This is a genomic window from Roseateles sp., from assembly GCF_031397715.1.
GTDB lineage: Bacteria > Pseudomonadota > Gammaproteobacteria > Burkholderiales > Burkholderiaceae_C > Paucibacter_A.
The window spans coordinates 1-18758 of record NZ_JANNMI010000278.1; the positions used below are offsets into that span (position 1 = coordinate 1).

Below are 18758 nucleotides of genomic sequence, written 5' to 3' on the forward strand. Positions count from 1 at the left end.
GGGTCTTGCCCTGCGTCGGCCGCACCGCGCCGATGCTCAGCGGGATCCAGTCGATCTGCGCTTTGAGGATGCCGGTCATCGCGCCATGGCGCTCGGGCGAGGTCCAGACCATGCCTTCGGCCCAGGCGGCGGCCTCGCGCAGCTCCTGCACCTTGGGGTGGCTGTCGGGCGCCGCGTCGGGCAGGGGCAGGCCGGCCGGATCAAACACCCGCACTTCGCCGCCCATGGCGATCAGCAGCCGCGCCGCTTCCAGCGTCAGCAGCTTGCTGTACGAGCGCTCACGCAGCGAACCATAGAGCAGCAGGAAGCGCGGCGCGTGGGTGGATGTGCAGACAGCGCCCCCGAAGCGCGTGCCGTCGGGTTTGTCGAACAGCGCGGGGTCGAGGTTGGGCAAGCTCAGATCAAGCAGTGACATGGTGGTCTTTCGAATCAATGAGGGGCGCCGACGGGTTCATGCCTTGCTCATGTTTTCAGCCCCGCCTCGTACCAGCCCTTGCTGTTGTTGACGATCTTGACCACCAGCAGCATCACCGGCACTTCGATCAGCACGCCGACCACCGTGGCGAGTGCGGCGCCGGACTGGAAACCGAACAGGCTGATCGCCGCCGCGACGGCCAGCTCAAAGAAGTTGCTGGCCCCGATCAAGGCCGAGGGGCAGGCCACGCTGTGCGACTCGCCCAGCCGGCGGTTCAACCAGTAAGCCAGGCCCGAGTTGAAGAACACCTGGATCAGGATGGGCACGGCCAGCATGGCGATCACCAGCGGCTGCTCAATGATGGCCCGGCCCTGGAAGGCGAACAACAGCACCAGGGTCGCCAGCAAGGCGGTGATCGACCAAGGGCCAATCTTGGCGAGGGTGGCGTCAAAAGCGGCTTGGCCACGGGCCAGCAGGGCCTTGCGCCAGAGCTGGGCAATCAGCACCGGGATCAGGATGTAGAGCACGACCGAGGTGATCAGCGTGTCCCAGGGCACGATGATGGAGGACATGCCCAGCAGCAGGGCCACGATGGGCGCGAAGGCGAACACCATGATGGCGTCGTTGAGCGCCACTTGCGAGAGCGTGAACATAGCGTGGCCGCCGGTCAAGCGGCTCCAGACGAAGACCATCGCCGTGCAGGGCGCGGCGGCCAGCAAGATCAGGCCGGCGATATAGCTGTCGGCCTGGTCGGCCGGCAGATAGGGCGCGAACACATGGCGGATGAAGATCCAGCCCAGCAGCGCCATCGAGAACGGCTTGACGGCCCAGTTGACGAACAGCGTGACGCCGATGCCGCGCCAGTGCTGCTTGACTTGGGACAGCGAGGCGAAGTCCACCCGCAGCAGCATCGGAATGATCATCACCCAGATCAGCAAGCCGACCGGCAGATTGACCTTGGCAATCTCCATGCGGCCGATGGCCTGGAAGGGCCCGGGCAGCATTTGGCCGAGCGCGATGCCGACGATGATGCAAAAGAAAACCCAGACGGTCAGATAGCGCTCAAAGACGCTCATCGGGGCCGGCGCGGCGGCTAGCGGTGGCAGGGTGGTGGTGGTCATGGTTGTGATTTTCAGGGGCGGGAATCAGCTGCGGCCGATCTCGATCAGGGCGGCTTGCAGCTCGGTCTTGGTCAGCGTGTCCAGTGGCAGCGCCAGCAGCTGCAGCATGCGGTAGCCGATGGCTTGGCGCGTTAGCTCGAAGGCGCGCTTCTTGCCCTCATCGCCGCCTTCCGCATTGGACGGGTCGGGGTAGCCCCAGTGCACCTTGACCGGCGCTCCGTGGCCACCAAAAAACACGGGGCAGGTTTCGGCGGCGGCGCTGTCGCAAACCGTGATCACGATGGACAGCGGCGGCGCGCCTTCGCCAGTGAACTCGTCCCAGCTCTTGCTGCGGTAGATGCTGGTGCCGATGCCGGCCTTGTTCAGTGCTTCGAGGGCAAAGGGGTTGAGGCGGCCGCTGGGCGCACTGCCGGCGCTGAAAGCTCGCACATCAAGGCCCAGGCGGCTGGCCAGTTGATTGAGCATGCCCTCGCTGAGGACGCTGCGCGCCGAGTTGTGGGTGCAGAGAATGAGAACGTTGGTGGTCATGAGTAGAGGCGGTGGTGTGTTTGTCAGGTCTTGCCGAGAGCGGTGATTTCGCGCTGATTCGCCGTCGCGGGCACGGTCGAGCAGTCGGGGGAAGTTGCGCTGTCACAGCCCTCGCCTTGGCAGCAATGCGCCGTCAGGTAGGTCAGCAACTCATTCATCTGATGCAGTGCGGGTCGGTAGATCAGATTGCGGCTTTCGCGCTCCTGGGTCACCAAGCCCGAGTGAGTCAATTCCTTCAGATGAAAGGAGAGCGTGGACGCCGGCGCGCCCAGCATCAAAGACAGCGCTCCCGGCGTCATGCCTTGCGGCCCTGCGCCGACCAGGGCGCGAAAGACGCGCAAGCGCATGGGCTGGGCAAGTGCGGCGAGCGAGGCGATGGCGGTTTTTTCTTCCATGATTCCATTTTGGTGGAAATATAGGAGGAGGTCAAGCCCCCCGGGTCCCAGCCGTCAGGTGCCCATTCGCCGATTCGCCAACTCGACTAATTCGCCAATTTCACCGTCGGCATCTCGATGAACTTGCCCGCCGCCGGCAGCCGCTGCGCTTTGATCCAGTCCGCAGCCACGTCGAACAGCTTCGCGGCGTAGGCCGTTGCCAGGCCGTCGGCGGTTTGGGTCGACTCGATCAGGCCATGGTCGGCATGCGGGAAGACCACCACGGCGATGTTCGGTCGCTGCAGCTGAATCTGCCGCAAGATCACTTGAGTGCCGGCGTTGGGCGCCTGGCGATCACTGCCGCCAAGCAGCCAAAGCTGGCGCGACTTGACCGCCTCAATCACGGGGCGGGGCTCATAGTCGAAGCTCAAGCCCTGCGCCAATGCGGGGCCCTTGGTCTTGATGTCCGCAGAGCTGAATTTCAAAAAGATGCCGGTGTAGGAGCGTGGCTGGATGGCCTCCAGCCAGGGCGCGCCGGCATGTTTGGCTTTGAACGCATCCAGCTCCGCAAAGCCTTCGCGCAGATTGGAGCGCACGATTCTTTCGGTGATCACGGTCAGCGCCTTGGCCTCGGCCAGCGCGGCAGCTTCGAAGCCCGCCTCACGGACTTGTTGCTCCACCAGCGCCCGGTCCTGGGCGATCGGGCCCTCGGCCATGGCGAATGCGGCAATGACGAAATCCAGCTCGACCAGCGTCGCGGTCAGTGGCGCCACCCAGCCGCCCTGGCTCGCGCCAATCACGCCGACCGAGCGGATGTCCGGTGCCAGGCGCCGGGCTGCCTGGAGTGCGGCCGCAGTGTCACGTGCGCGGGCCTGGAAATCGGACAGCGGGGCGCCAGCGGAGGCGCCAGTCCCTCGCTTGTCATATACAAAGACGGCAACGCCCCGGCGGGCGAGCTCGTACTGCCAGACGCTGTCATCGGTGGAGGGGTCGTTGTTGGACCCCTCGATCCAGACGGCCAGCGACTGAGCGCGGCCACTCGGCGGCAGCACGAGCTTGCCGTGCAGCTTGACGCCGTCGCTGAAGAAACTGGTTTCTCTCTCGATCAGGCGCAAGCGCAGCGCCTGCTTGGAGACCCCGCTTTGATTCATCGTTAGCGTGCCGACGCTGCAGGGCTCGAACTTGATCAGCAAGCCCGCAGCGGCGAACTTGCCTCCCGCACTCTCCTGCAGATTCCCGAATTGGCCGTCAGAGAGGTTGTACTGCAGGCCGCGCGGCTGGCCCCCGGCGCCGGTGATCGTCACCGACCTGCCCGCTGGCAGGGTGTAGGCACCCAAGAGGCAGCGCAGTTCGGCATCCAGCCGGGTTTGCGGCAGGGCGTCCAGTGGCGCAACAACAGCTGCAACGGCGGCAGTTGCCACAGTTGTTGCAACGGCCGCAGCGACGAGCACCGAAGTAAGAAAGCTCAGCATGTCCAACTCCCGGTTTTGATCTGGTGGACGAGCGGTTTCGCGCCAGCTCGGTAGATTGGCGATGCATTCAGCATGAGTGGGAAGAGCGCTCAAACGAAAAATTAAGGGGTAGCGCAAAGCAAAACGGGGAGCAAATACTGGGTGCTGGCAGCGAAGGTTATTGTTCAACTTGGTTTCACGCCGTTCTGTGGTCCCCGTCGTCGCCAACATCGACGGGCGAGCGCATCATGTGAATGCCGCCAGCATGCGCTCCAGCACGACCATGAACGGGGTCTGCATCAGCGGCAACGTCGCCACCATGCCGATCAAACCGATGCTGATGGTGAGCGGGAAGCCCACCGAGAACACATTGATCTGCGACGCCACGCGTGAGATCACGCCCATGACCAGGTTGACGAACATCAGCATGGTGATCAGCGGCAGGGCGATCCACAAACCCATTTTGAAAATCTCAGCGCCCCAGGTTTGAGGCTGTGCGGCGCGCAGAAAATGGAAGGGCTCATCGCCAACCGGGAAGGCATGGAAACTCTGAACCAAGGCATTGATCAGCAGCAAGTGGCCGTTGATGGCAATGAACAGAAAAGCCACCATGCTGCCAAAAAACCTTGCGGTTGCGGTGCCTTGGCTGCCGGTCGCGGGGTCAAAAAAGCCGGCGAAGTTCAAACCCATTTGCAGGCCTATCAGTTCACCGGCAAATTCCAGAGAAGCGAACACCAAGCGTACGGCGAAGCCCATCGATAGCCCGATCAGCAACTGCTGCGCCAACAGCAGCAAAAGCATGGGCAGTGAATCGAGCGGCGCCAACGGCATAGCCGGCAAGGTTGCTTGCGCGGCCAACGAAACAAACATCGCCAAACCCACCCGCACGCGCATCGGCACATTGCGCTGGCTGAACACAGGCATGCCCGCGAACAAGGCCAGCGTGCGGACAAACGGCCACAGCAGCGGGTTCAGCCAAGTCAGCAGCTGCGCTTCGGTAAAAGAAATCATGAGCCCGCGCCGGGCCGCCCCAAGCGGGCGAGCGCCCCCCCGGGGGGCAGTGAGCGGAGCGAGCGTGGGGGTTCCATCCTCTCAACCAACGACCTGTGGGATGGCCATCAAGGTGCGGCGAATGTAGTCCACCAGAGTGCTCACCATCCAGGGGCCGGTGATGGACAGCACCAAAACCGCGGCAATGACCTTGGGCACAAAGCTCAAGGTGGCCTCGTTGATCTGCGTGGCCGCTTGAAACACGCTGACCAGCACGCCGACCACCAACACGGTGAGCAGGGTCGGGGCTGCGACCAGCATCAAGATGTACAGGCCTTGCTGGCCGAAGGTGAAAACTTGTTGTGCGTCCAAGGGAATTTCTCGTTAGGTCACAAAGCTCGCCGCCAGCGACCCCAGCAACAAGTTCCAGCCATCCGCCAACACGAACAACATCAGTTTGAACGGCAGCGCCACCAGGACCGGCGACAGCATCATCATCCCCAAACTCATCAAAACGCTGCTGACGATCATGTCGATCACCAGGAAGGGGATGAAGATCAGAAAGGCGATCTGGAAGGCGCTCTTCAACTCGCTGGTGACAAAGGACGGCACCAGCACCTTGAAGGGGACGTCTTCGGGCTTGACGCTGGCATCCAGCTTTGCCAGCCGAGAAAACAGCGCAACGTCTGCTTGGCGGGTTTGCTTGAGCATGAAACTGCGCATCGGTGGCTCGGCGCGTTTGATGGCTTCTTCGAACGCAATTTGGCCGCCGCTATAGGGCAACCAAGCATCCGCATAGACCTTGTCCAAGGTGGGGCTCATGACGAAAAAAGTCAGGAACAGGGACAGGCCCACAATCACCTGATTAGGTGGTGCTGCTTGCGTGCCTAGGGCTTGGCGCATCAGTGAGAGGACGATGACGATGCGGGTGAAGCCGGTCATCATCAGCAGCACGGCAGGCAAAAAACCGAGCGCGGTAAAGAACAGCAGGGTCTGAATGGGTACCGAAAAGCTGTTGCCACCGGGGCCTTGGCCGAGCAGCAAAGGCAGCGATGCGGGCGGCGCATTCTGGGCGATCGCGGCAACAGAAAACGCCGCCATCACCGACAAGACGGTGATCGCCCTCAGATTTGCCTTGTGGCGCAAAAATAGGCCAGACAGCAAGCCGCGTGCGGGTGAGCTCTCGCCCAGCATTGAAGCAGTCAACTCAGTTTGCACCCTGGCCCCCGGTCTTGTTCGATGCTTGCGCAGACTCTGCGCCTTGACCGCGCAAACGACTGCTCAGCATTTGAGCGAACGCAGGTGGGGCGGTCGACGCCTGCGACTCGGCCTGCGGTGGCATCACGTGCAGCGTGGTGATCTGCTGCGCGGTCACGCCGAGCACCAACCAGCGTTTGTCCTCCCCTTGCCCCACTTCCACCGTCATCAAGCGCTGATTGGGCGCGACCGACATCTGCGCTACCAGGCGCATCACTCCGGCGCCATGCGAGGCGCCCAGCGGTGTGCGCTTGAGCAGCCACAAGACCAAGGGGATCAGGCACAGAATGGCCAAGAACCAAAGCAGGGGCAAAAGAGGCGTGTTCATATTGGCGATTGTCGCCCGAGCTGAGGCAGGTGTCAGCTCTTGCTGCACTGAGAGTGCTGAGCCGTGGCGTCATCCGCCCTTGCTGAGTCGGCGCATGCGCTCGGAAGGCGTGACGATATCGGTCAGCCGAATACCAAACTTGTCATTCACCACCACCACTTCGCCTTGCGCAATCAGGTAGCCGTTGACCAGCACATCCATCGGTTCGCCCGCGAGGGCGTCCAACTCAACCACCGAGCCCTGCGCCAGTTGCAGGATGTTCTTGATCGGAATGCGCGTGCGGCCTAACTCCACAGTCAGCTGGACGGGGATGTCCAGAATCATATTGATGTCGCCGGCGGGCATATTGTTCGGCGTCGGCGAGAAGTTGGCGAAGCTGGCCGGCGCCACCTGCTCGGCGACGGTTTGAACTTCGGCGGCGGGCGCAGGTTGACTTTCAGCGAGTGCAGCGGCCCATTCGGCCGCCATCGCGTCTTGTTCGTCGGAGGAGGGGGTATCAGGTGACATTGCGGGCTCCCAGCCAACCCTGGTCGGGGCTGGTCAGCATTTGCTCAACTTTGATGGCGTACTTGCCATTGGATGTGCCGTAGTGGCAGTCATAGACAGGAACACCATCTATCTTTGCCTTGATCATGGCGTCTAGGTCCAGCTCGATAAAGTCGCCGGGTTTGAAGGCCAGCAGTTGTTCGACCGTGGCCGGTGCTGTCCCAAGCTCCGCCACCAGTTCGACCTTGGCGTCTTGAATCTGGTGTTTGAGCAAATTGACCCAGCGCCGGTCAGGCTCGGTTGAATCACCGACGGTGGTCGAATAAAGCACATCTCGAATCGGCTCCAGCGTGGCGTAGGGAATGCAGAAATAGACGGTGCCGCTGGTTTCGCCAATTTCCAGCGTGAACGAGGTCGAAACCACGATTTCACTGGGCGTGGCGATATTGGCGAACTGGGGCTGCATCTCCGAGCGCTGGAACTCAAGCTCAAGCGGGTAGATGCCTTTCCAGGCCTTGTGATATTCGGCCGTGATCACTTCGACCAGGCGCAGAATCACGCGCTGCTCGGTGGCCGAGAAGTCGCGGCCCTCGATGCGCGCGTGGAACTTGCCGATGCCTCCAAACAAGGAGTCAATCACGGCAAATACCAGCGTCGGGTCGCAGACGATCAGCCCGGAGCCGCGCAGCGGCTTGACCGAGACGATGTTGAAGTTGGTGGGGACAACGATTTCGCGCAGAAAGGCGCTGTACTTCTGCACCTTGATGCCGCCGATGGCGACCTCCGGGCTTTTGCGAATGAAGTTGAACAAACCCACGCGGATATTGCGTGCGAAGCGTTCGTTGATGATCTCCATGGTGGGCATGCGCCCACGCACGATCCGCTCTTGACTGGCCAGGTTGTAGTCGCGTATGCCGCCAACCTGCTCCTCTTCGGCGTCGAGCTTCTGGCTTTCACCGGTGATGCCTTGGAGCAAGGCATCGACTTCGTCTTGGCTGAGGATTTGCTGATTCATGCGGGCTCACCGTTGCGGGGCAGCGGCCTCATTGGACGATGAAGGTCGAGAACAACACCTTGGTGATCGGGCTGACCACGGCCGGCGCCTGTTTCTTTTTCTTCTTCTTTTTCTTCGGTGTCTCGGCGTCCGGGTCCTCGGCTTCAGCCTCTTCGTCCGGCTCCAGCTCGATGCCCATGGGCCGCACCGACTCGCGCAGCACTTCCCGAGCCAGCTTGTCCTTGCCTTCGCGCGTCAGCAGCTCGGTCGAGGTTTTGTGCGACAGCACCATCAGCACATTGCTGCGAATGGCCGGCAGAAAGGCTTTGATTTGATCGGCGGTCTTCGCGTCCATCACTTCCAGCGTGATGCCGATTTGCGCGAAGCGGTCCACATCCTTGTCGGACAGGTTGACGGTGAAGGGGTCCAGCGGCACAAACACCGGCGGCGTGCCGGGCTTGGGCGCTGCGTGCGCGGGCGCAGCCTCGTGCGTGGCCTCGGCGCCGTCTTCTTCGCCGTCGACCGAGGCCTTCTTCTTCATCAGCAGCAAAGCGGCTCCGCCGCCGCCCAAGACCAAGACCAGGACGGCTGCAATGATGATGATGAGCTTCTTGTTGCCGCCGCCTTTTGGCGCTTCGGCCGCGGCAGCGGGTGCTGGTGTTGACATTCGAACTCCTGTATTGCTGACCCCAAGCCGCCGCGGCGCTTGAATGCCACCGCCGTCAACCCTGAAGAGCCAATCTGGTTTCGATTATTGACCCAGCACTCGCCGCTCAAGCCAAGAAAAGCAGGGCCGACGCTTGGCTATTCGGAGCTGAAATTCAGGCGTAGAGATCCACCACGCCGCGCGCTTGCCTGATCTGCAGCGGCGCTGACTCAGCGTCAGCGCGCGGCAGCATGGCCATGCGGCTGCCCGAGCCCGACTTGGTGTCGCCATCGGCCTTGTGCTGCGCGGCCTCATTTTGACCACCGGGCTGCTGAAACACACCGCCGCCGCTCAGGGTCAGGCCCGAGTCCCGCAGCGCTGCGGCCAGATCCGGCAAGCTCTGCTCCAGGATGTGGCGGGTCTGTTCATGTTCGGCATGAAAGGAGATCTGTGCCAGCTGGCCTTCAACAATGATCTGCACCGAGACCGGCCCCATTTCGGCCGGATTCAGATGCAGCCGGGCTTCCTGCACGCCGTCGGCCGCCAACACGCTCAGGCGGGCCGCCATCTCGGGCGCGAAGCCGGCTTCGGTCAGCGGCTGACTCAAGGTCAGATGAGCAAGCTCGGCCGCCTCAAACTTGGCCTCGGCCTGGGCTTGGGGGCTGAGCCCGGCCGCGGACAGCATGCCGTCCAGCGCAAAACCCTCGGGCCGCAGCACCGGCGATTCGCCGAGTGACTTGTTGGCGCCGCCGCCCTGGGCCGCCGTGAGCTCACTGGCAAAAGTCGTGCCGGCATTGGGCATCGCTTCGCCTGCCGGGCCGGTGGCTGTTGTTGCTGCTGCTGCTGTGGCTTGAGTCTGCTGCATTGCGACGCCACCCGTTGCTTGTGAATGCAGCGGGGCTCGACCTTGGCTCGTTGCGCCCAGACTGGCCAAGGCGTGGCGGGATACGCCCGCGCGGCCAGCGTCGGCAGTTACCGCGGATTCCAGAGGACTTGTTGGCGCGGCAGTGCCGACCAGAGACTCCGGTCCGCCGGCCATGTTTTGGCGTAGCTGATCCTGATTTTTGCCGGCATCCGCCACACCTGGGCCGAGCTTGCCGAGCGCGGCCGTTGCCATCGTGATCTGCTGTCCGATTGGGAGCGCGGTACTCGCGTCGGCACCTGCCGAGGCGTCCCTGGAATCGCCAGCCTTTGGTCGCGCTGCTTGCGCGCCTCGCGTGGGCGCTTCGCCTTCTGCGTCGGTACTTGGCTTTGCTGCCGGCGTTTTTTGGTTGTCCACTTTGAGCGCAGCCGAGGGTCCGGTCTTTGGGGCCGCGCCGGCGGTCGGCGAGCGGGCTCGCCCTTCGTCGCTCTGGCCGGCTTGCTTTTGCCCGAGCTTTTGCCCGAGCTTTCTTTCCTGCCGCTGCAGTTCCGTCTTTGTCTCCGAAGCAGGGGCGGCGGCGACCGGCTTTGCCGCGGGTTTTGTCGGCGTCTCCAGGGAGCTGGGCTTGCTGACGAATTCTGGACTGGCTGGCTTCGCTTGCCCCGCGCCGTAGGATTTCATCAGTTTGGCGAAACTACCGCTGGATTCAACGCTGGGCTTGTTTGTTCGCGGCGCCCCGGACGCAGAGCCGTCCGCTCGGACCGCCGGCGTGAACGAGGCACTGTTGAACAAATTGGATGGGGACGAATTCATGATGATGGTGGGCTTTGCTGCATGACAGCCGCGACTCAAGCCGACAAACGCATATAGGGGTTGGAGGCGCTGAGGGACGCACGGGCGGCCTGCTCATCGGTGGCCTTTTGCTCTTGGCGCTGGCTGGCGCGGTTGATGTCGAGGCGCCGGCGCTCCATCAGCTTGCTGATCGAGGCGACGCGCATTTCCAGTTCCTGCAGGCGCGCGCGCGCTTGCTCCAGCCTTTGTTCGGCGTAGCTGGCGACTTGAGTCTGGCTGGTGATGGCCTGGTCCAGCTTGCCGCCAAAGTTCTGATAGCAGATCACGATGTCCATGGTGCCGCGGTCGGCAAATTGCTGGCCCCAGCGCTGTTGGTAGTCGCTGCGGTACTGCGCCAGGTCGCCATGCTGAGCGCGGGCTTGGGCGGCGCGCGCCTCGGCTTCACGCATCAGCTTGAGACCTTCGTCGCGTTCGCTTTCGGCGCGTTCCAGCAAGATGCTCAGCACCTGAAGATTGTTGGCGTTCATGCGGCGCACTCCCTATCAATTGCTACTCGGTCGGGCCCATGCCTGGGCGCCGACCCTTGGTGTATCGGCAGCTGTCAGGCGTCCTTGATGACGGCTGACAGTTGTCTGAGGCTTTCTTCCAACACCGCCGGGCTGTGCATGTCTTGCTGCAGCAAGCGGTTGATGTCCGGGTGCAAGCGCACGGCCAAATCCAGTTCGCTGTCATGGCCCGGCGAATAGGCGCCCAGCTGAATCAGGTCGCGCGCCTTGTTGTATTTGGCGAGCAGTTGGCGGCAGCGCCGCGCCGCGTCGATATGCGGCTGCTTGGCGACGTTGGTCATCACCCGGCTGATCGAACGCTCGATGTCGATGGCCGGGTAATGGCCGGCCTCGGCCAGCTCGCGGCTGAGGACGATGTGGCCGTCCAAGATGCCGCGCGCCGCGTCGGCGATCGGGTCTTGCTGGTCATCGCCCTCGCTCAACACGGTGTAGAAAGCGGTGATCGAGCCTTCGCCGGGCAGGCCGTTGCCGCTGCGTTCGACCAGCTGGGGCAGCTTGGCAAAGCAGCTCGGCGGATAGCCCTTGGTGGCCGGTGGCTCGCCGATCGCCAAAGCGATCTCGCGCTGCGCCATTGCATAGCGGGTCAGCGAGTCCATCAGCAGCAGCACATGCTGGCCGCGGTCACGGAAGTTCTCGGCGATGGCCGTCGCGTAATGCGCGCCCTGCATGCGCACCAGCGGCGGTGCGTCGGCCGGGGCGGCGACGACGACCGAGCGCTGCAGGCCGTCCTCGCCGAGGATGTCTTCGATGAATTCCTTGACCTCGCGGCCGCGCTCGCCGATCAGGCCGACCACGATCACGTCCGCCTGCGTGTAGCGCGCCATCATGCCCAACAGCACCGACTTGCCGACGCCGGTGCCGGCGAACAGGCCCAGGCGCTGGCCACGGCCCACCGTCAGCATCGCATTGATGGCCCTAACACCGGTGTCCAGCGGCGTGCGCACCGGGTCACGGTCCATCGCATTGATGGGCCGGCGCACCATCGGTTCGGCGTGCGTCATCAGCAGCGGGCCGCGGCGGTCGAGTGGGTTGCCGTGCGAGTCAACCACTCGGCCCAGCAGGCCTTCGCCCATCGGCAGGTGCAGGCCGCGGTCCTCGTCGCGGCGCCAGCGCTGCATGGCTTTGCCCAAGACCGGGGCCATCAGGGGCAGGGCGCGCGGGATCACCATCGCGCCGCTGGACAAACCCTGAATTTCATCGGTGGGCATCAGGTAGGCGCGGTCGCCCGAGAAGCCCACCACCTCGGCATTGACCGGCCGCAGGCCACGCTGAGGGTTGGAGTTAGAGCTGGGCATGTGGATCTCACAGACCGAGCCGACCGGCACCTTGACGCCGGTCGCTTCCAGCACCAAGCCGGCCACCCGTACCAGCTTGCCCTGCGACTCCAAGGGCACAGCCGTGCTGGCGAAGCTTTGCAAGTCCTCCAGATACTGCCGCCAACGGCCTTGCCGGGTCTCGGTCCGCGCTTGTTGCTCTGCGGCAGTGGCGCCTATGTCCATCATGCGGCGTCGTCCTCTTGATCCTTGAGCAGGGCTGTTTCTGCCGCATTGGCTTCGGCCGCATTGCTGCGGCGGTCTTCCCAGATCGCGGTCTGGCCCATAGCTGCGACCGCCTGCTGCCAGCGCATGGCCAGGCTGGCGTCGACGCTGCTGATGTCGGAGTCGACCTTGCAGCCGCCACGTGGCACTTCCGGGTCGGGCAGAACCTGCGCCTCACGCGCGCGCAATTCCGCGCCGGCGCCGTCCATCACCAGCGGGTAGTCGCTGGGGTTGACGCGCACCCGCACATGGCGTGCCGACAGCTGCAGTGCCTCGACCGCGTCATGCGCGACCTTGGCGATATGTTCGGGCCGCTGCTTGATTTCGCTGCGCACGACCTGGCGCGCCAGCTCGACCGCGCTGCGGGCCAAGGCTTGCGCCATCTCGTCCTCAAGCGCGCGGAAGTCGGCGTCGAAACTGCGCACCAAGCTGCCGATCTGGGCGCTCGTCTGCTGCGCGAAGCTTTGCTTGAAGGCGTCCAGCGCGGCCAAGCCGTCGCGGTAGCCGTCTTGATAGCCGGCTTGGCGGGCGGCGTGAAGCTGCTCTTGCGGCGACGGCTCGGGTGGGCGCTGCGGCTCGGCGGGCACAGGTGCTGCCGCTGCCGCTGGCGTGGGCGCGTGCGCGCTCAGCGGCGGGCGCTTGGCATTGCAGGCGCCGTTCAGTGCATCGAGGCGCCAGGCAGCGAAATCATTCAGCTCCTCGCGCGGGATAAAGCGCGCATAGCTGCCGCGGCGCTCTTCGCCTTCGCGGCGTTCCGGCGCGGGCACTTGACGGGGGGGCTTTTGAACCATCTTCATTCACCCTTAGACAAACTGGTCATCGCCGCCGCCGGCCATCACGATGGTGCCTTCGTCGACCAAACGGCGCACGATCTTGAGCATTTCCTTCTGCTCCCCCTCGACCTCGGACAAGCGCACCGGGCCGCGCGATTCGAGGTCCTCGCGCAGCGTCTCGGCGGCACGGGTGGACATATTGCGCAGGATCTTCTCGCGCAACTCGGCGCTGGCGCCCTTCAAGGCCACCACCAAGGACTCGGACTGCACTTCCTTCAGCACGGCCTGGATGCCCTTGTCGTCGATCTTGTCCAGATCATCGAAGGTGAACATGTTGTCCATGATCTTCTGGGCCAGGTCGGCATCGGCTTCGCGGATGTAGTCCAGCACCGAGGCCTCGACGCTGGAGCCCAACATATTGATGATCTCGGCCGCCGTCTTGACGCCGCCCAGGCTGCTCTTGCGCATGCGCTCGCCGCCCGCCAGCACCTGGCTCATCACTTCGTTGAGATCCTTCAAGGCCATCGGCTGGATGCCGTCCAGCGTGGCGATACGCACCAGCACCTCGTTGCGCTGGCGCTCGGTGAAAACGCGCAGCACCGAGCTGGTCTGGTCATAGTCCAAGTGGGCCAGGATGGCGGCAATAATTTGCGGGTGTTCGTTGCGCAACAGCTCGGCCACCGAGGCCGCGTCCATCCACTTCAGGCTCTCGATGCTGGAAACATCGCTGCCCTGCAAGATCCGGTCAAGCAGCAAGTTCGCCTTGTCCTCGCCGAGCGCCTTGCGCAGCACCTGGCGCACATATTCGTCGGTGTCAGATACCAAGGTGCTTTGCGTCTCGGCGACCAGATCAAAGCGCGTCAAGACTTCCTCCACCTTGGCGCGGCCAACCACCTTCATCTTGGCGATGGTCTCGCCGAGCTTTTGCACTTCCTTGGGCGCCAGATGCTTGAATACTTCCGCCGCCTCTTCTTCGCCGAGAGACATCAGCAAGATGGCCGCGTCCTCAATACCTTTGTCGTCCATGATTCTTTGGTCTCTAGATGAGCTGTGCGGTGGCCAGGATCAGGCGACTTCGCCGGCGATCCAGCCGCGCATGATGTTGGCGACGGCGATCGGGTTTTCGCGTGCCAGCAGGCGCGCGCGTTCTAGTTTTTCGTTCACCAGCGGGCCGGCCAGGGCGGGCAGACCGCCTGAGCCCAGCACCACGGGCAAGTCGTTCTCGTCGTCGACGACGGCGTTCAACTGCGCGGCGGCCTCGGGCTCGACGGGTGGCAGCGGACGTGCGGCCAGAATGGCGGGGCGCACCATGCCGAACACCGCAATCATGGCGATGGCGACCAGGGCCAGAGGCAGGGCGGCGGCGCGCACCAGATCAACCACCCAAGGTTGCTGCCACAGCGGCAGATCGACCGTGCTTTGTTTGTCAACCATGAAGGGGGCGCTGATGATCTTCAGCGAGTCACCACGCTCTTGGTTAAAGCCCATGGTTTCCTTGACCAGGGCGGTCAGCTTGTCCAGCTCTTCTTGCGAGACCGGCAGCGTCGTCGCCTTGCCCTTGGGATCGGTCGTTGTGCGGTGGTTGACCACCACGGCCGCATTCAAGCGCCGCACGGCGCCGGTGGCATTGCGGGTGACGCGGACCGTCTTGTCCAACTCGAAATTGGTGACCGCCTCGCGCCGGGTGCTGCTATTGGGGTTGCCGCCGGTGGCCTGCAGGGGCGCAGCCTGGCCATTGATGGGCGCGGTGGCCGGCACCGGCGGTTGGTTGGTTGCCGCACCCGGCACACCGGACGGCTGAGCCGGTGTGCTGTTGATGGCCTCGTTGGTTTGCGAGCTGCGCACCGAGGCGCTGGCGTTCTGGCCTTGGTTGGGCTTGAATTCTTCAGCGGTGCTTTCGACTTGCGAGAAGTCAACGTCGGCGGTCACCGTGGCGCGCAGGTTTTCGCGGCCCACCACCGGCTCCAGCAGCTCGTAAATTCGCTTGTTGAAGTTGGCCTCGATCTGCTGCTTGTATTGGAGCTGCTGGCTGTCCAGGCCGCTGCCGCTCAGGCTGTCGTTGGAGGTGTTGGATAGCAGCGCGCCGGTTTGGTCCAGCACGCTGACGGCCTTGGGCGAGAGCTCGGGCACGCTGGCCGAGACCAGGTGCACGATGCCGGCGATCTGGGCGCGGTCCAGCGAGCGCCCCGACCGCAGCGTCAGCATCACCGAGGCGCTGGGCTTTTGCTGCTCGCGGAAAAAGCCGTTTTGTTGCGGGATGGCCAGGTGAATGCGCGCGTCGGCGACGTCGGCCAGCGCGGTGATGGTGCGGGTCAGCTCGCCCTCCAGGCCACGCTGGAAACTCAGGCGCTCGTTGAACTGGGTCTGGCCGATCGAGCTTTTGTCCATCAGCTCATAGCCGACCGTGCTGCCCTTGGGCAGGCCGGCCGAAGCCAGCTTCATGCGCACGTCGTAAACCTGGGCGGCCGGAACCAGGATGGTGCCGCCCGCTTCGTGACGGTAGGGCACGTTCAAGGTGGTCAGCTGATTGATGACGGCGCCGCCGTCCTTGTCCGACAAGCCGGTGAAGACCGGGCGGAAGTCACCCTGGTTGCTCCACAAGGTGATGGCCAGGACCGTGCCGGCCAGAATCGCCAAGCCCCCGCCCAGCATGAGCTTGCTGCGTGCCGGCATGGCAGCCAGACGGCTGCCAAAGCCCGCGGTCGCACTGTTGGCGGCGACCGGTAGGGTGGTAATGGCGGGGCTGATTGCGTTGTCCATGGAGCGAAGGCCGGGTTTGCTGTGAGCGAAATCACGGAAGCTCTCGAAGCTCTCCCGATGCCTTGAATTATTCTGTTTTGGCCCCTCAAGAAAGCCGTGAACAGGCCGAGGAAGGGCCTGCAGTTCCCGTCTTCATTGGCAGGCCCTTACGCCTAGGATTCATCCCATCGCAGCCTCTTGCTGTGGTGCTGGAGTTGTGATGGACCTGAAACTGAAACCGTTTGATTTCGCCCAAGCCGCGGCTCGCGCCGGCTTAGGCGTCAATGGTCAGCCCCTGGGCAAGACCCGGGCGGTGGAGGGTGCCAGCTTCGGCGACGCGATGGCGCAGGCCATGAAGGGCGTCAGCGCGTCGCAGATGGAGGCGACCCGGCTGCAGCGCGAGGTGCAGCTCGACAATCCCAATGTCAGCCTGGAAGAGACCATGGTGGCGATGCAAAAAGCCCAAATTGGTTTTCAAGCCACCTTGCAGGTGCGCAACCGTTTGGTTTCGGCCTATTCAGAAATCATGAATATGCAGGTCTGAACGCCCGCATCAAGCCGATGGTCGGTTGCGCAGCATGCGGTCCATGATCTGGGTCTGGTCGATATAGCGCTGCAAATAAAGCGTTGCTTCCGCGTCGAGTTGCATGAAGGTCCAACCCTGTTGGAGATTGCCCATATCGCCCACCGAACGTGAGTTTTGCAGCCGCAAACCGGTCCGAAAGCGCACCTCGCGGCCCAACATCACTTGCACCGACGGCAGCTCGCAGCCGAGCGGAAACGGCGCCACTTCGGCCGGCACGAGCAGGGCCAAACCGCCCAGGCTCAAATCCAGAATCCGCAGACTCAGGGGCCGGTTCGCCGCCAACGGGTGCAGCAAGCGCACCTGGGGCGTGCGCAAATTCGACTGCACGCGAAAGCTCTGGCGGCGCTGAAACCGGTACATGACCGTGGGGCTGTTGCAGCGCAGCGCCCCATTGATGAGGACGGGATCTTCGAGCACGAACTGCACGCGAATTTGATCCAGATAGGCCACGGCAGTGATTTCGTCGGCGCTCAGCAGGGCCTGTATCTCCTCGGTGGCCGGGCCGGCATCGAAGCCCAACGAGGCACGCTCGGGGTCGATGTCCTTCAGGCTGCAGCTCAGGCCGGCGCCATTCGGGGCACTCAAACTGATGCGGGTGTTTTGGGCCTGCAGCATGCGCAGCAAGCCCAAGATCTCGATCGGCGCCAGCAAGCGGAAATCCTCGCACCCAGCCTCGGCGTGAACGAGCTGCGGCGGGTGCTTGGATTGGGCTTGGCTGGACATGCGGTCAATGCAAGGTTTTGCTCTTGCCGGTCAGCACCTGATCCAGATCATCCAACCAAGGTTCGGCCAGGTGGCGAATCTCGGCATCGTTGACCAAGATGCGCTGCATGATGCGCGTCTTCAGTTTGCTCTCATCGGGCGCGAGTTGTTCGCTGGAGGCCGCATGCTTGAGCTGCGAGATCAGCAGCACGCAAGCGCCTTCGAGCTTGACGACTTCGTCCCAGTTGCCGGTACGGGCGGCGCACAACATGTCGGCGCTGGCCTGTTCAATGGCTTCGTAGTAGTTCAGAAGTTGGGTGTTCATAGCAAGTTCCGCCGGAGACTGTTGGGTGGATGGGCTGATGGCTGGACTAGGGGCGCGATATGGCTTCATGCGGCACGCAGGACTTCGGGCGCTTGTGCGATCGCCGTCCAGGCTTCTCGCACCGGCGTCAGGATGCGTTGGCATTCCTCGATGGCGGCGATGTCGGCGTGCAAATTGGCCTTGGTCAAACGCATGCACAGATAGGCATAGAGATCGTTCAGATCGTTCGCCAAGGGGCCGGCCTGCAGGTTCAAACTGGCTTTGAGCCCTTCGTCCAAGATGCGCACGGCGCGACTCAGGGAGCGATTTTTCAGCTCGGTATTGCCGTTTTCGATACCCGCACGAGCCTGGTTCATCGCATCGAAGACGCCGTCAAACAGCAGGCTGACCAAACGGTGAGGGCTGGCGCCCTGCACATCGGTCTCCAGGCCGACTTTTCGGTACATCGAGGCGTGCTGGTTTCGCGTGGCAAAGGGTGAGGAGGCGTTGCCGTACATAGGATTCTTTCCGAAGCTGCCGTGTTGATTTGTTTTCGACCGTCGGGCGCGTAACTTGAGTGAAGAGCGTTGACTCGTAAACCCTGCCGATACTTGGGTGAGCATTTGCGCGCTTCGAACGTGACATAGTCCTCGCCGGCGGAATGAAAAATGGCGAACCCGTTTGAGTTCGCCATTGACGCTTCATCGTCGGCCACAAGGTGCCAGCCGCGCAGGCCATACGGCTATCGGGACAAGTTGTTCATTTGCTGCGACACATAGGTGGACAGGCCGTTGAGCTTGCTCATCTGAACGTCCAGGGCGGTGTAGCGGGCGCGCAGCCGAGCTTCGGTGAGGCTGACCTTGGTCTCCAAACGTTCCGCACTCTTGCCATCGTTTTCGATCGCCTTTTGCAAGCCACTTTGGCGATTGGTGATGCGGCCGTTGAAACCCAGTGCCTGATCGGCAAAAGACTGCAGCTGTTTGGCCAGACCGACATTGCTCGGATTGTTGCTGTCTGTGCCCATGAAGAGATTCTTCAGGCTGGCCAAATCGCCGAGCGCAGCATCGAGTTTGCTGGCGTCGGTCTTGAATACACCGCCTGCGCTTGGATCCAGCCCGATCTGGGCAAATCTGGAAAATTTGCCCCCCACGCTGCTGTTTCCGCCGGCCAGCCCGCGCATCTCAAATTGAATGCCGACAACCGATGAGTCACCTTGCAGCGTGGCGCCCTTTTTGTTGGCCGCGTCATACTTGGTTTGCTCGGTCATCAAGGTGGCCAAGGCGTTGTACGCGGTGGAGAAGTCGTT

23 protein-coding genes are annotated in these 18758 nt (G+C 63.1%); 1 reads left to right on the forward strand and 22 read right to left on the reverse strand.

Annotated elements, in window-relative coordinates:
- The 18 genes from RMO57_RS12200 to fliF all read right to left on the reverse strand — a co-directional run.
- Window positions 1-415, reverse strand: a 415-nt coding sequence (locus RMO57_RS12200; RefSeq protein WP_310386964.1) for an NAD(P)H-dependent oxidoreductase, incomplete at its 3' end; no start/stop codon positions are given.
- A gap of 47 nt (window positions 416-462) precedes the next feature.
- On the reverse strand, window positions 463-1536 hold the full coding sequence (gene arsB, locus RMO57_RS12205; RefSeq protein WP_310386966.1) for an ACR3 family arsenite efflux transporter: 1074 nt from the start codon (window positions 1534-1536) through the stop codon (window positions 463-465).
- A gap of 24 nt (window positions 1537-1560) precedes the next feature.
- A complete protein-coding gene (locus RMO57_RS12210) occupies window positions 1561-2064 on the reverse strand; it encodes an arsenate reductase ArsC (protein WP_310386967.1) in 504 nt (167 codons plus the stop codon).
- 23 nt (window positions 2065-2087) lie between these two features.
- Window positions 2088-2459: a metalloregulator ArsR/SmtB family transcription factor gene (locus RMO57_RS12215; protein ID WP_310386969.1), complete on the reverse strand. Its 372-nt coding sequence runs from the start codon at window positions 2457-2459 to the stop codon at window positions 2088-2090.
- An 86-nt stretch (window positions 2460-2545) separates the two neighbouring features.
- Window positions 2546-3910 carry an alpha/beta hydrolase gene (locus RMO57_RS12220; RefSeq protein ID WP_310386971.1) on the reverse strand — a complete coding sequence of 455 codons (1365 nt, stop codon included), beginning with the start codon at window positions 3908-3910 and terminating at the stop codon, window positions 2546-2548.
- A 225-nt stretch (window positions 3911-4135) separates the two neighbouring features.
- Window positions 4136-4900, reverse strand: coding sequence for a flagellar biosynthetic protein FliR (fliR, locus tag RMO57_RS12225; protein WP_310386972.1), 765 nt, complete (start codon window positions 4898-4900; stop codon window positions 4136-4138).
- 81 nt (window positions 4901-4981) lie between these two features.
- Window positions 4982-5251 carry a flagellar biosynthesis protein FliQ gene (gene fliQ, locus RMO57_RS12230; protein WP_310386975.1) on the reverse strand — a complete coding sequence of 90 codons (270 nt, stop codon included), beginning with the start codon at window positions 5249-5251 and terminating at the stop codon, window positions 4982-4984.
- A 12-nt stretch (window positions 5252-5263) separates the two neighbouring features.
- Entirely contained in the window at window positions 5264-5980 is a 717-nt protein-coding gene (fliP, locus tag RMO57_RS12235) for a flagellar type III secretion system pore protein FliP (RefSeq protein WP_310387000.1), read from the reverse strand.
- A gap of 106 nt (window positions 5981-6086) precedes the next feature.
- On the reverse strand, window positions 6087-6464 hold the full coding sequence (locus RMO57_RS12240) for a flagellar biosynthetic protein FliO (RefSeq protein WP_310386976.1): 378 nt from the start codon (window positions 6462-6464) through the stop codon (window positions 6087-6089).
- Window positions 6465-6533: 69 nt separating this feature from the next.
- A complete protein-coding gene (gene fliN / locus RMO57_RS12245) occupies window positions 6534-6971 on the reverse strand; it encodes a flagellar motor switch protein FliN (RefSeq protein ID WP_310386978.1) in 438 nt (145 codons plus the stop codon).
- Complete coding sequence (fliM, locus tag RMO57_RS12250) at window positions 6961-7965, reverse strand: flagellar motor switch protein FliM (RefSeq protein ID WP_310386980.1); 1005 nt, start codon at window positions 7963-7965, stop codon at window positions 6961-6963. The genes fliN and fliM overlap by 11 nt, the downstream gene beginning before the upstream one ends.
- Before the next feature lie 28 nt (window positions 7966-7993).
- Entirely contained in the window at window positions 7994-8611 is a 618-nt protein-coding gene (gene fliL, locus RMO57_RS12255) for a flagellar basal body-associated protein FliL (protein WP_310386982.1), read from the reverse strand.
- A 154-nt stretch (window positions 8612-8765) separates the two neighbouring features.
- On the reverse strand, window positions 8766-9455 hold the full coding sequence (locus RMO57_RS12260; RefSeq protein WP_310386983.1) for a flagellar hook-length control protein FliK: 690 nt from the start codon (window positions 9453-9455) through the stop codon (window positions 8766-8768).
- 845 nt (window positions 9456-10300) lie between these two features.
- Window positions 10301-10771 (reverse strand): flagellar export protein FliJ, encoded by a 471-nt coding sequence (locus RMO57_RS12265; RefSeq protein WP_310386984.1) that lies wholly within the window; start codon window positions 10769-10771, stop codon window positions 10301-10303.
- 74 nt (window positions 10772-10845) lie between these two features.
- Window positions 10846-12309, reverse strand: a complete 1464-nt coding sequence (gene fliI, locus RMO57_RS12270; RefSeq protein ID WP_310387001.1) for a flagellar protein export ATPase FliI — start codon at window positions 12307-12309, stop codon at window positions 10846-10848.
- Window positions 12309-13145, reverse strand: a complete 837-nt coding sequence (locus tag RMO57_RS12275) for a FliH/SctL family protein (RefSeq protein ID WP_310386986.1) — start codon at window positions 13143-13145, stop codon at window positions 12309-12311. The genes fliI and RMO57_RS12275 overlap by 1 nt, the downstream gene beginning before the upstream one ends.
- 6 nt (window positions 13146-13151) lie before the next feature.
- Window positions 13152-14147, reverse strand: a complete 996-nt coding sequence (fliG, locus tag RMO57_RS12280; RefSeq protein WP_310386988.1) for a flagellar motor switch protein FliG — start codon at window positions 14145-14147, stop codon at window positions 13152-13154.
- 39 nt (window positions 14148-14186) lie between these two features.
- On the reverse strand, window positions 14187-15881 hold the full coding sequence (gene fliF, locus RMO57_RS12285) for a flagellar basal-body MS-ring/collar protein FliF (RefSeq protein WP_310386990.1): 1695 nt from the start codon (window positions 15879-15881) through the stop codon (window positions 14187-14189).
- 199 nt (window positions 15882-16080) lie between these two features.
- Between fliF and fliE the strand changes: the two genes are divergently transcribed.
- On the forward strand, window positions 16081-16404 hold the full coding sequence (gene fliE / locus RMO57_RS12290; RefSeq protein WP_310386992.1) for a flagellar hook-basal body complex protein FliE: 324 nt from the start codon (window positions 16081-16083) through the stop codon (window positions 16402-16404).
- 9 nt (window positions 16405-16413) lie between these two features.
- Here fliE and RMO57_RS12295 read toward each other — a convergent pair whose 3' ends face one another.
- From RMO57_RS12295 to fliD, 4 genes are all read right to left on the reverse strand, one after another.
- Window positions 16414-17169 carry a flagellar brake protein gene (locus tag RMO57_RS12295; protein WP_310386994.1) on the reverse strand — a complete coding sequence of 252 codons (756 nt, stop codon included), beginning with the start codon at window positions 17167-17169 and terminating at the stop codon, window positions 16414-16416.
- Between the two features lie 4 nt (window positions 17170-17173).
- On the reverse strand, window positions 17174-17473 hold the full coding sequence (locus RMO57_RS12300) for a flagellar protein FliT (protein WP_310386995.1): 300 nt from the start codon (window positions 17471-17473) through the stop codon (window positions 17174-17176).
- 65 nt (window positions 17474-17538) lie between these two features.
- On the reverse strand, window positions 17539-17919 hold the full coding sequence (fliS, locus tag RMO57_RS12305) for a flagellar export chaperone FliS (protein ID WP_310386997.1): 381 nt from the start codon (window positions 17917-17919) through the stop codon (window positions 17539-17541).
- 275 nt (window positions 17920-18194) lie between these two features.
- Window positions 18195-18758: flagellar filament capping protein FliD (gene fliD / locus RMO57_RS12310; RefSeq protein ID WP_310386999.1), on the reverse strand; the 564-nt coding region annotated here is incomplete at its 5' end.

What these genes read in the sequence shown, in the direction of transcription:
- arsB (WP_310386966.1), bottom strand. Translation starts at nt 1,536, where the DNA reads ATGACCACCACCACCCTGCCACCGCTAGCCGCCGCGCCGGCCCCGATG.
- RMO57_RS12210 (WP_310386967.1), bottom strand. Translation starts at nt 2,064, where the DNA reads ATGACCACCAACGTTCTCATTCTCTGCACCCACAACTCGGCGCGCAGC.
- RMO57_RS12215 (WP_310386969.1), bottom strand. Translation starts at nt 2,459, where the DNA reads ATGGAAGAAAAAACCGCCATCGCCTCGCTCGCCGCACTTGCCCAGCCC.
- RMO57_RS12220 (WP_310386971.1), bottom strand. Translation starts at nt 3,910, where the DNA reads ATGCTGAGCTTTCTTACTTCGGTGCTCGTCGCTGCGGCCGTTGCAACA.
- fliR (WP_310386972.1), bottom strand. Translation starts at nt 4,900, where the DNA reads ATGATTTCTTTTACCGAAGCGCAGCTGCTGACTTGGCTGAACCCGCTG.
- fliP (WP_310387000.1), bottom strand. Translation starts at nt 5,980, where the DNA reads ATGGCGGCGTTTTCTGTTGCCGCGATCGCCCAGAATGCGCCGCCCGCA.
- RMO57_RS12240 (WP_310386976.1), bottom strand. Translation starts at nt 6,464, where the DNA reads ATGAACACGCCTCTTTTGCCCCTGCTTTGGTTCTTGGCCATTCTGTGC.
- fliN (WP_310386978.1), bottom strand. Translation starts at nt 6,971, where the DNA reads ATGTCACCTGATACCCCCTCCTCCGACGAACAAGACGCGATGGCGGCC.
- fliM (WP_310386980.1), bottom strand. Translation starts at nt 7,965, where the DNA reads ATGAATCAGCAAATCCTCAGCCAAGACGAAGTCGATGCCTTGCTCCAA.
- fliL (WP_310386982.1), bottom strand. Translation starts at nt 8,611, where the DNA reads ATGTCAACACCAGCACCCGCTGCCGCGGCCGAAGCGCCAAAAGGCGGC.
- RMO57_RS12260 (WP_310386983.1), bottom strand. Translation starts at nt 9,455, where the DNA reads ATGCAGCAGACTCAAGCCACAGCAGCAGCAGCAACAACAGCCACCGGC.
- RMO57_RS12265 (WP_310386984.1), bottom strand. Translation starts at nt 10,771, where the DNA reads ATGAACGCCAACAATCTTCAGGTGCTGAGCATCTTGCTGGAACGCGCC.
- fliI (WP_310387001.1), bottom strand. Translation starts at nt 12,309, where the DNA reads ATGGACATAGGCGCCACTGCCGCAGAGCAACAAGCGCGGACCGAGACC.
- RMO57_RS12275 (WP_310386986.1), bottom strand. Translation starts at nt 13,145, where the DNA reads ATGAAGATGGTTCAAAAGCCCCCCCGTCAAGTGCCCGCGCCGGAACGC.
- fliG (WP_310386988.1), bottom strand. Translation starts at nt 14,147, where the DNA reads ATGGACGACAAAGGTATTGAGGACGCGGCCATCTTGCTGATGTCTCTC.
- fliF (WP_310386990.1), bottom strand. Translation starts at nt 15,881, where the DNA reads ATGGACAACGCAATCAGCCCCGCCATTACCACCCTACCGGTCGCCGCC.
- fliE (WP_310386992.1), top strand. Translation starts at nt 16,081, where the DNA reads ATGGACCTGAAACTGAAACCGTTTGATTTCGCCCAAGCCGCGGCTCGC.
- RMO57_RS12295 (WP_310386994.1), bottom strand. Translation starts at nt 17,169, where the DNA reads ATGTCCAGCCAAGCCCAATCCAAGCACCCGCCGCAGCTCGTTCACGCC.
- RMO57_RS12300 (WP_310386995.1), bottom strand. Translation starts at nt 17,473, where the DNA reads ATGAACACCCAACTTCTGAACTACTACGAAGCCATTGAACAGGCCAGC.
- fliS (WP_310386997.1), bottom strand. Translation starts at nt 17,919, where the DNA reads ATGTACCGAAAAGTCGGCCTGGAGACCGATGTGCAGGGCGCCAGCCCT.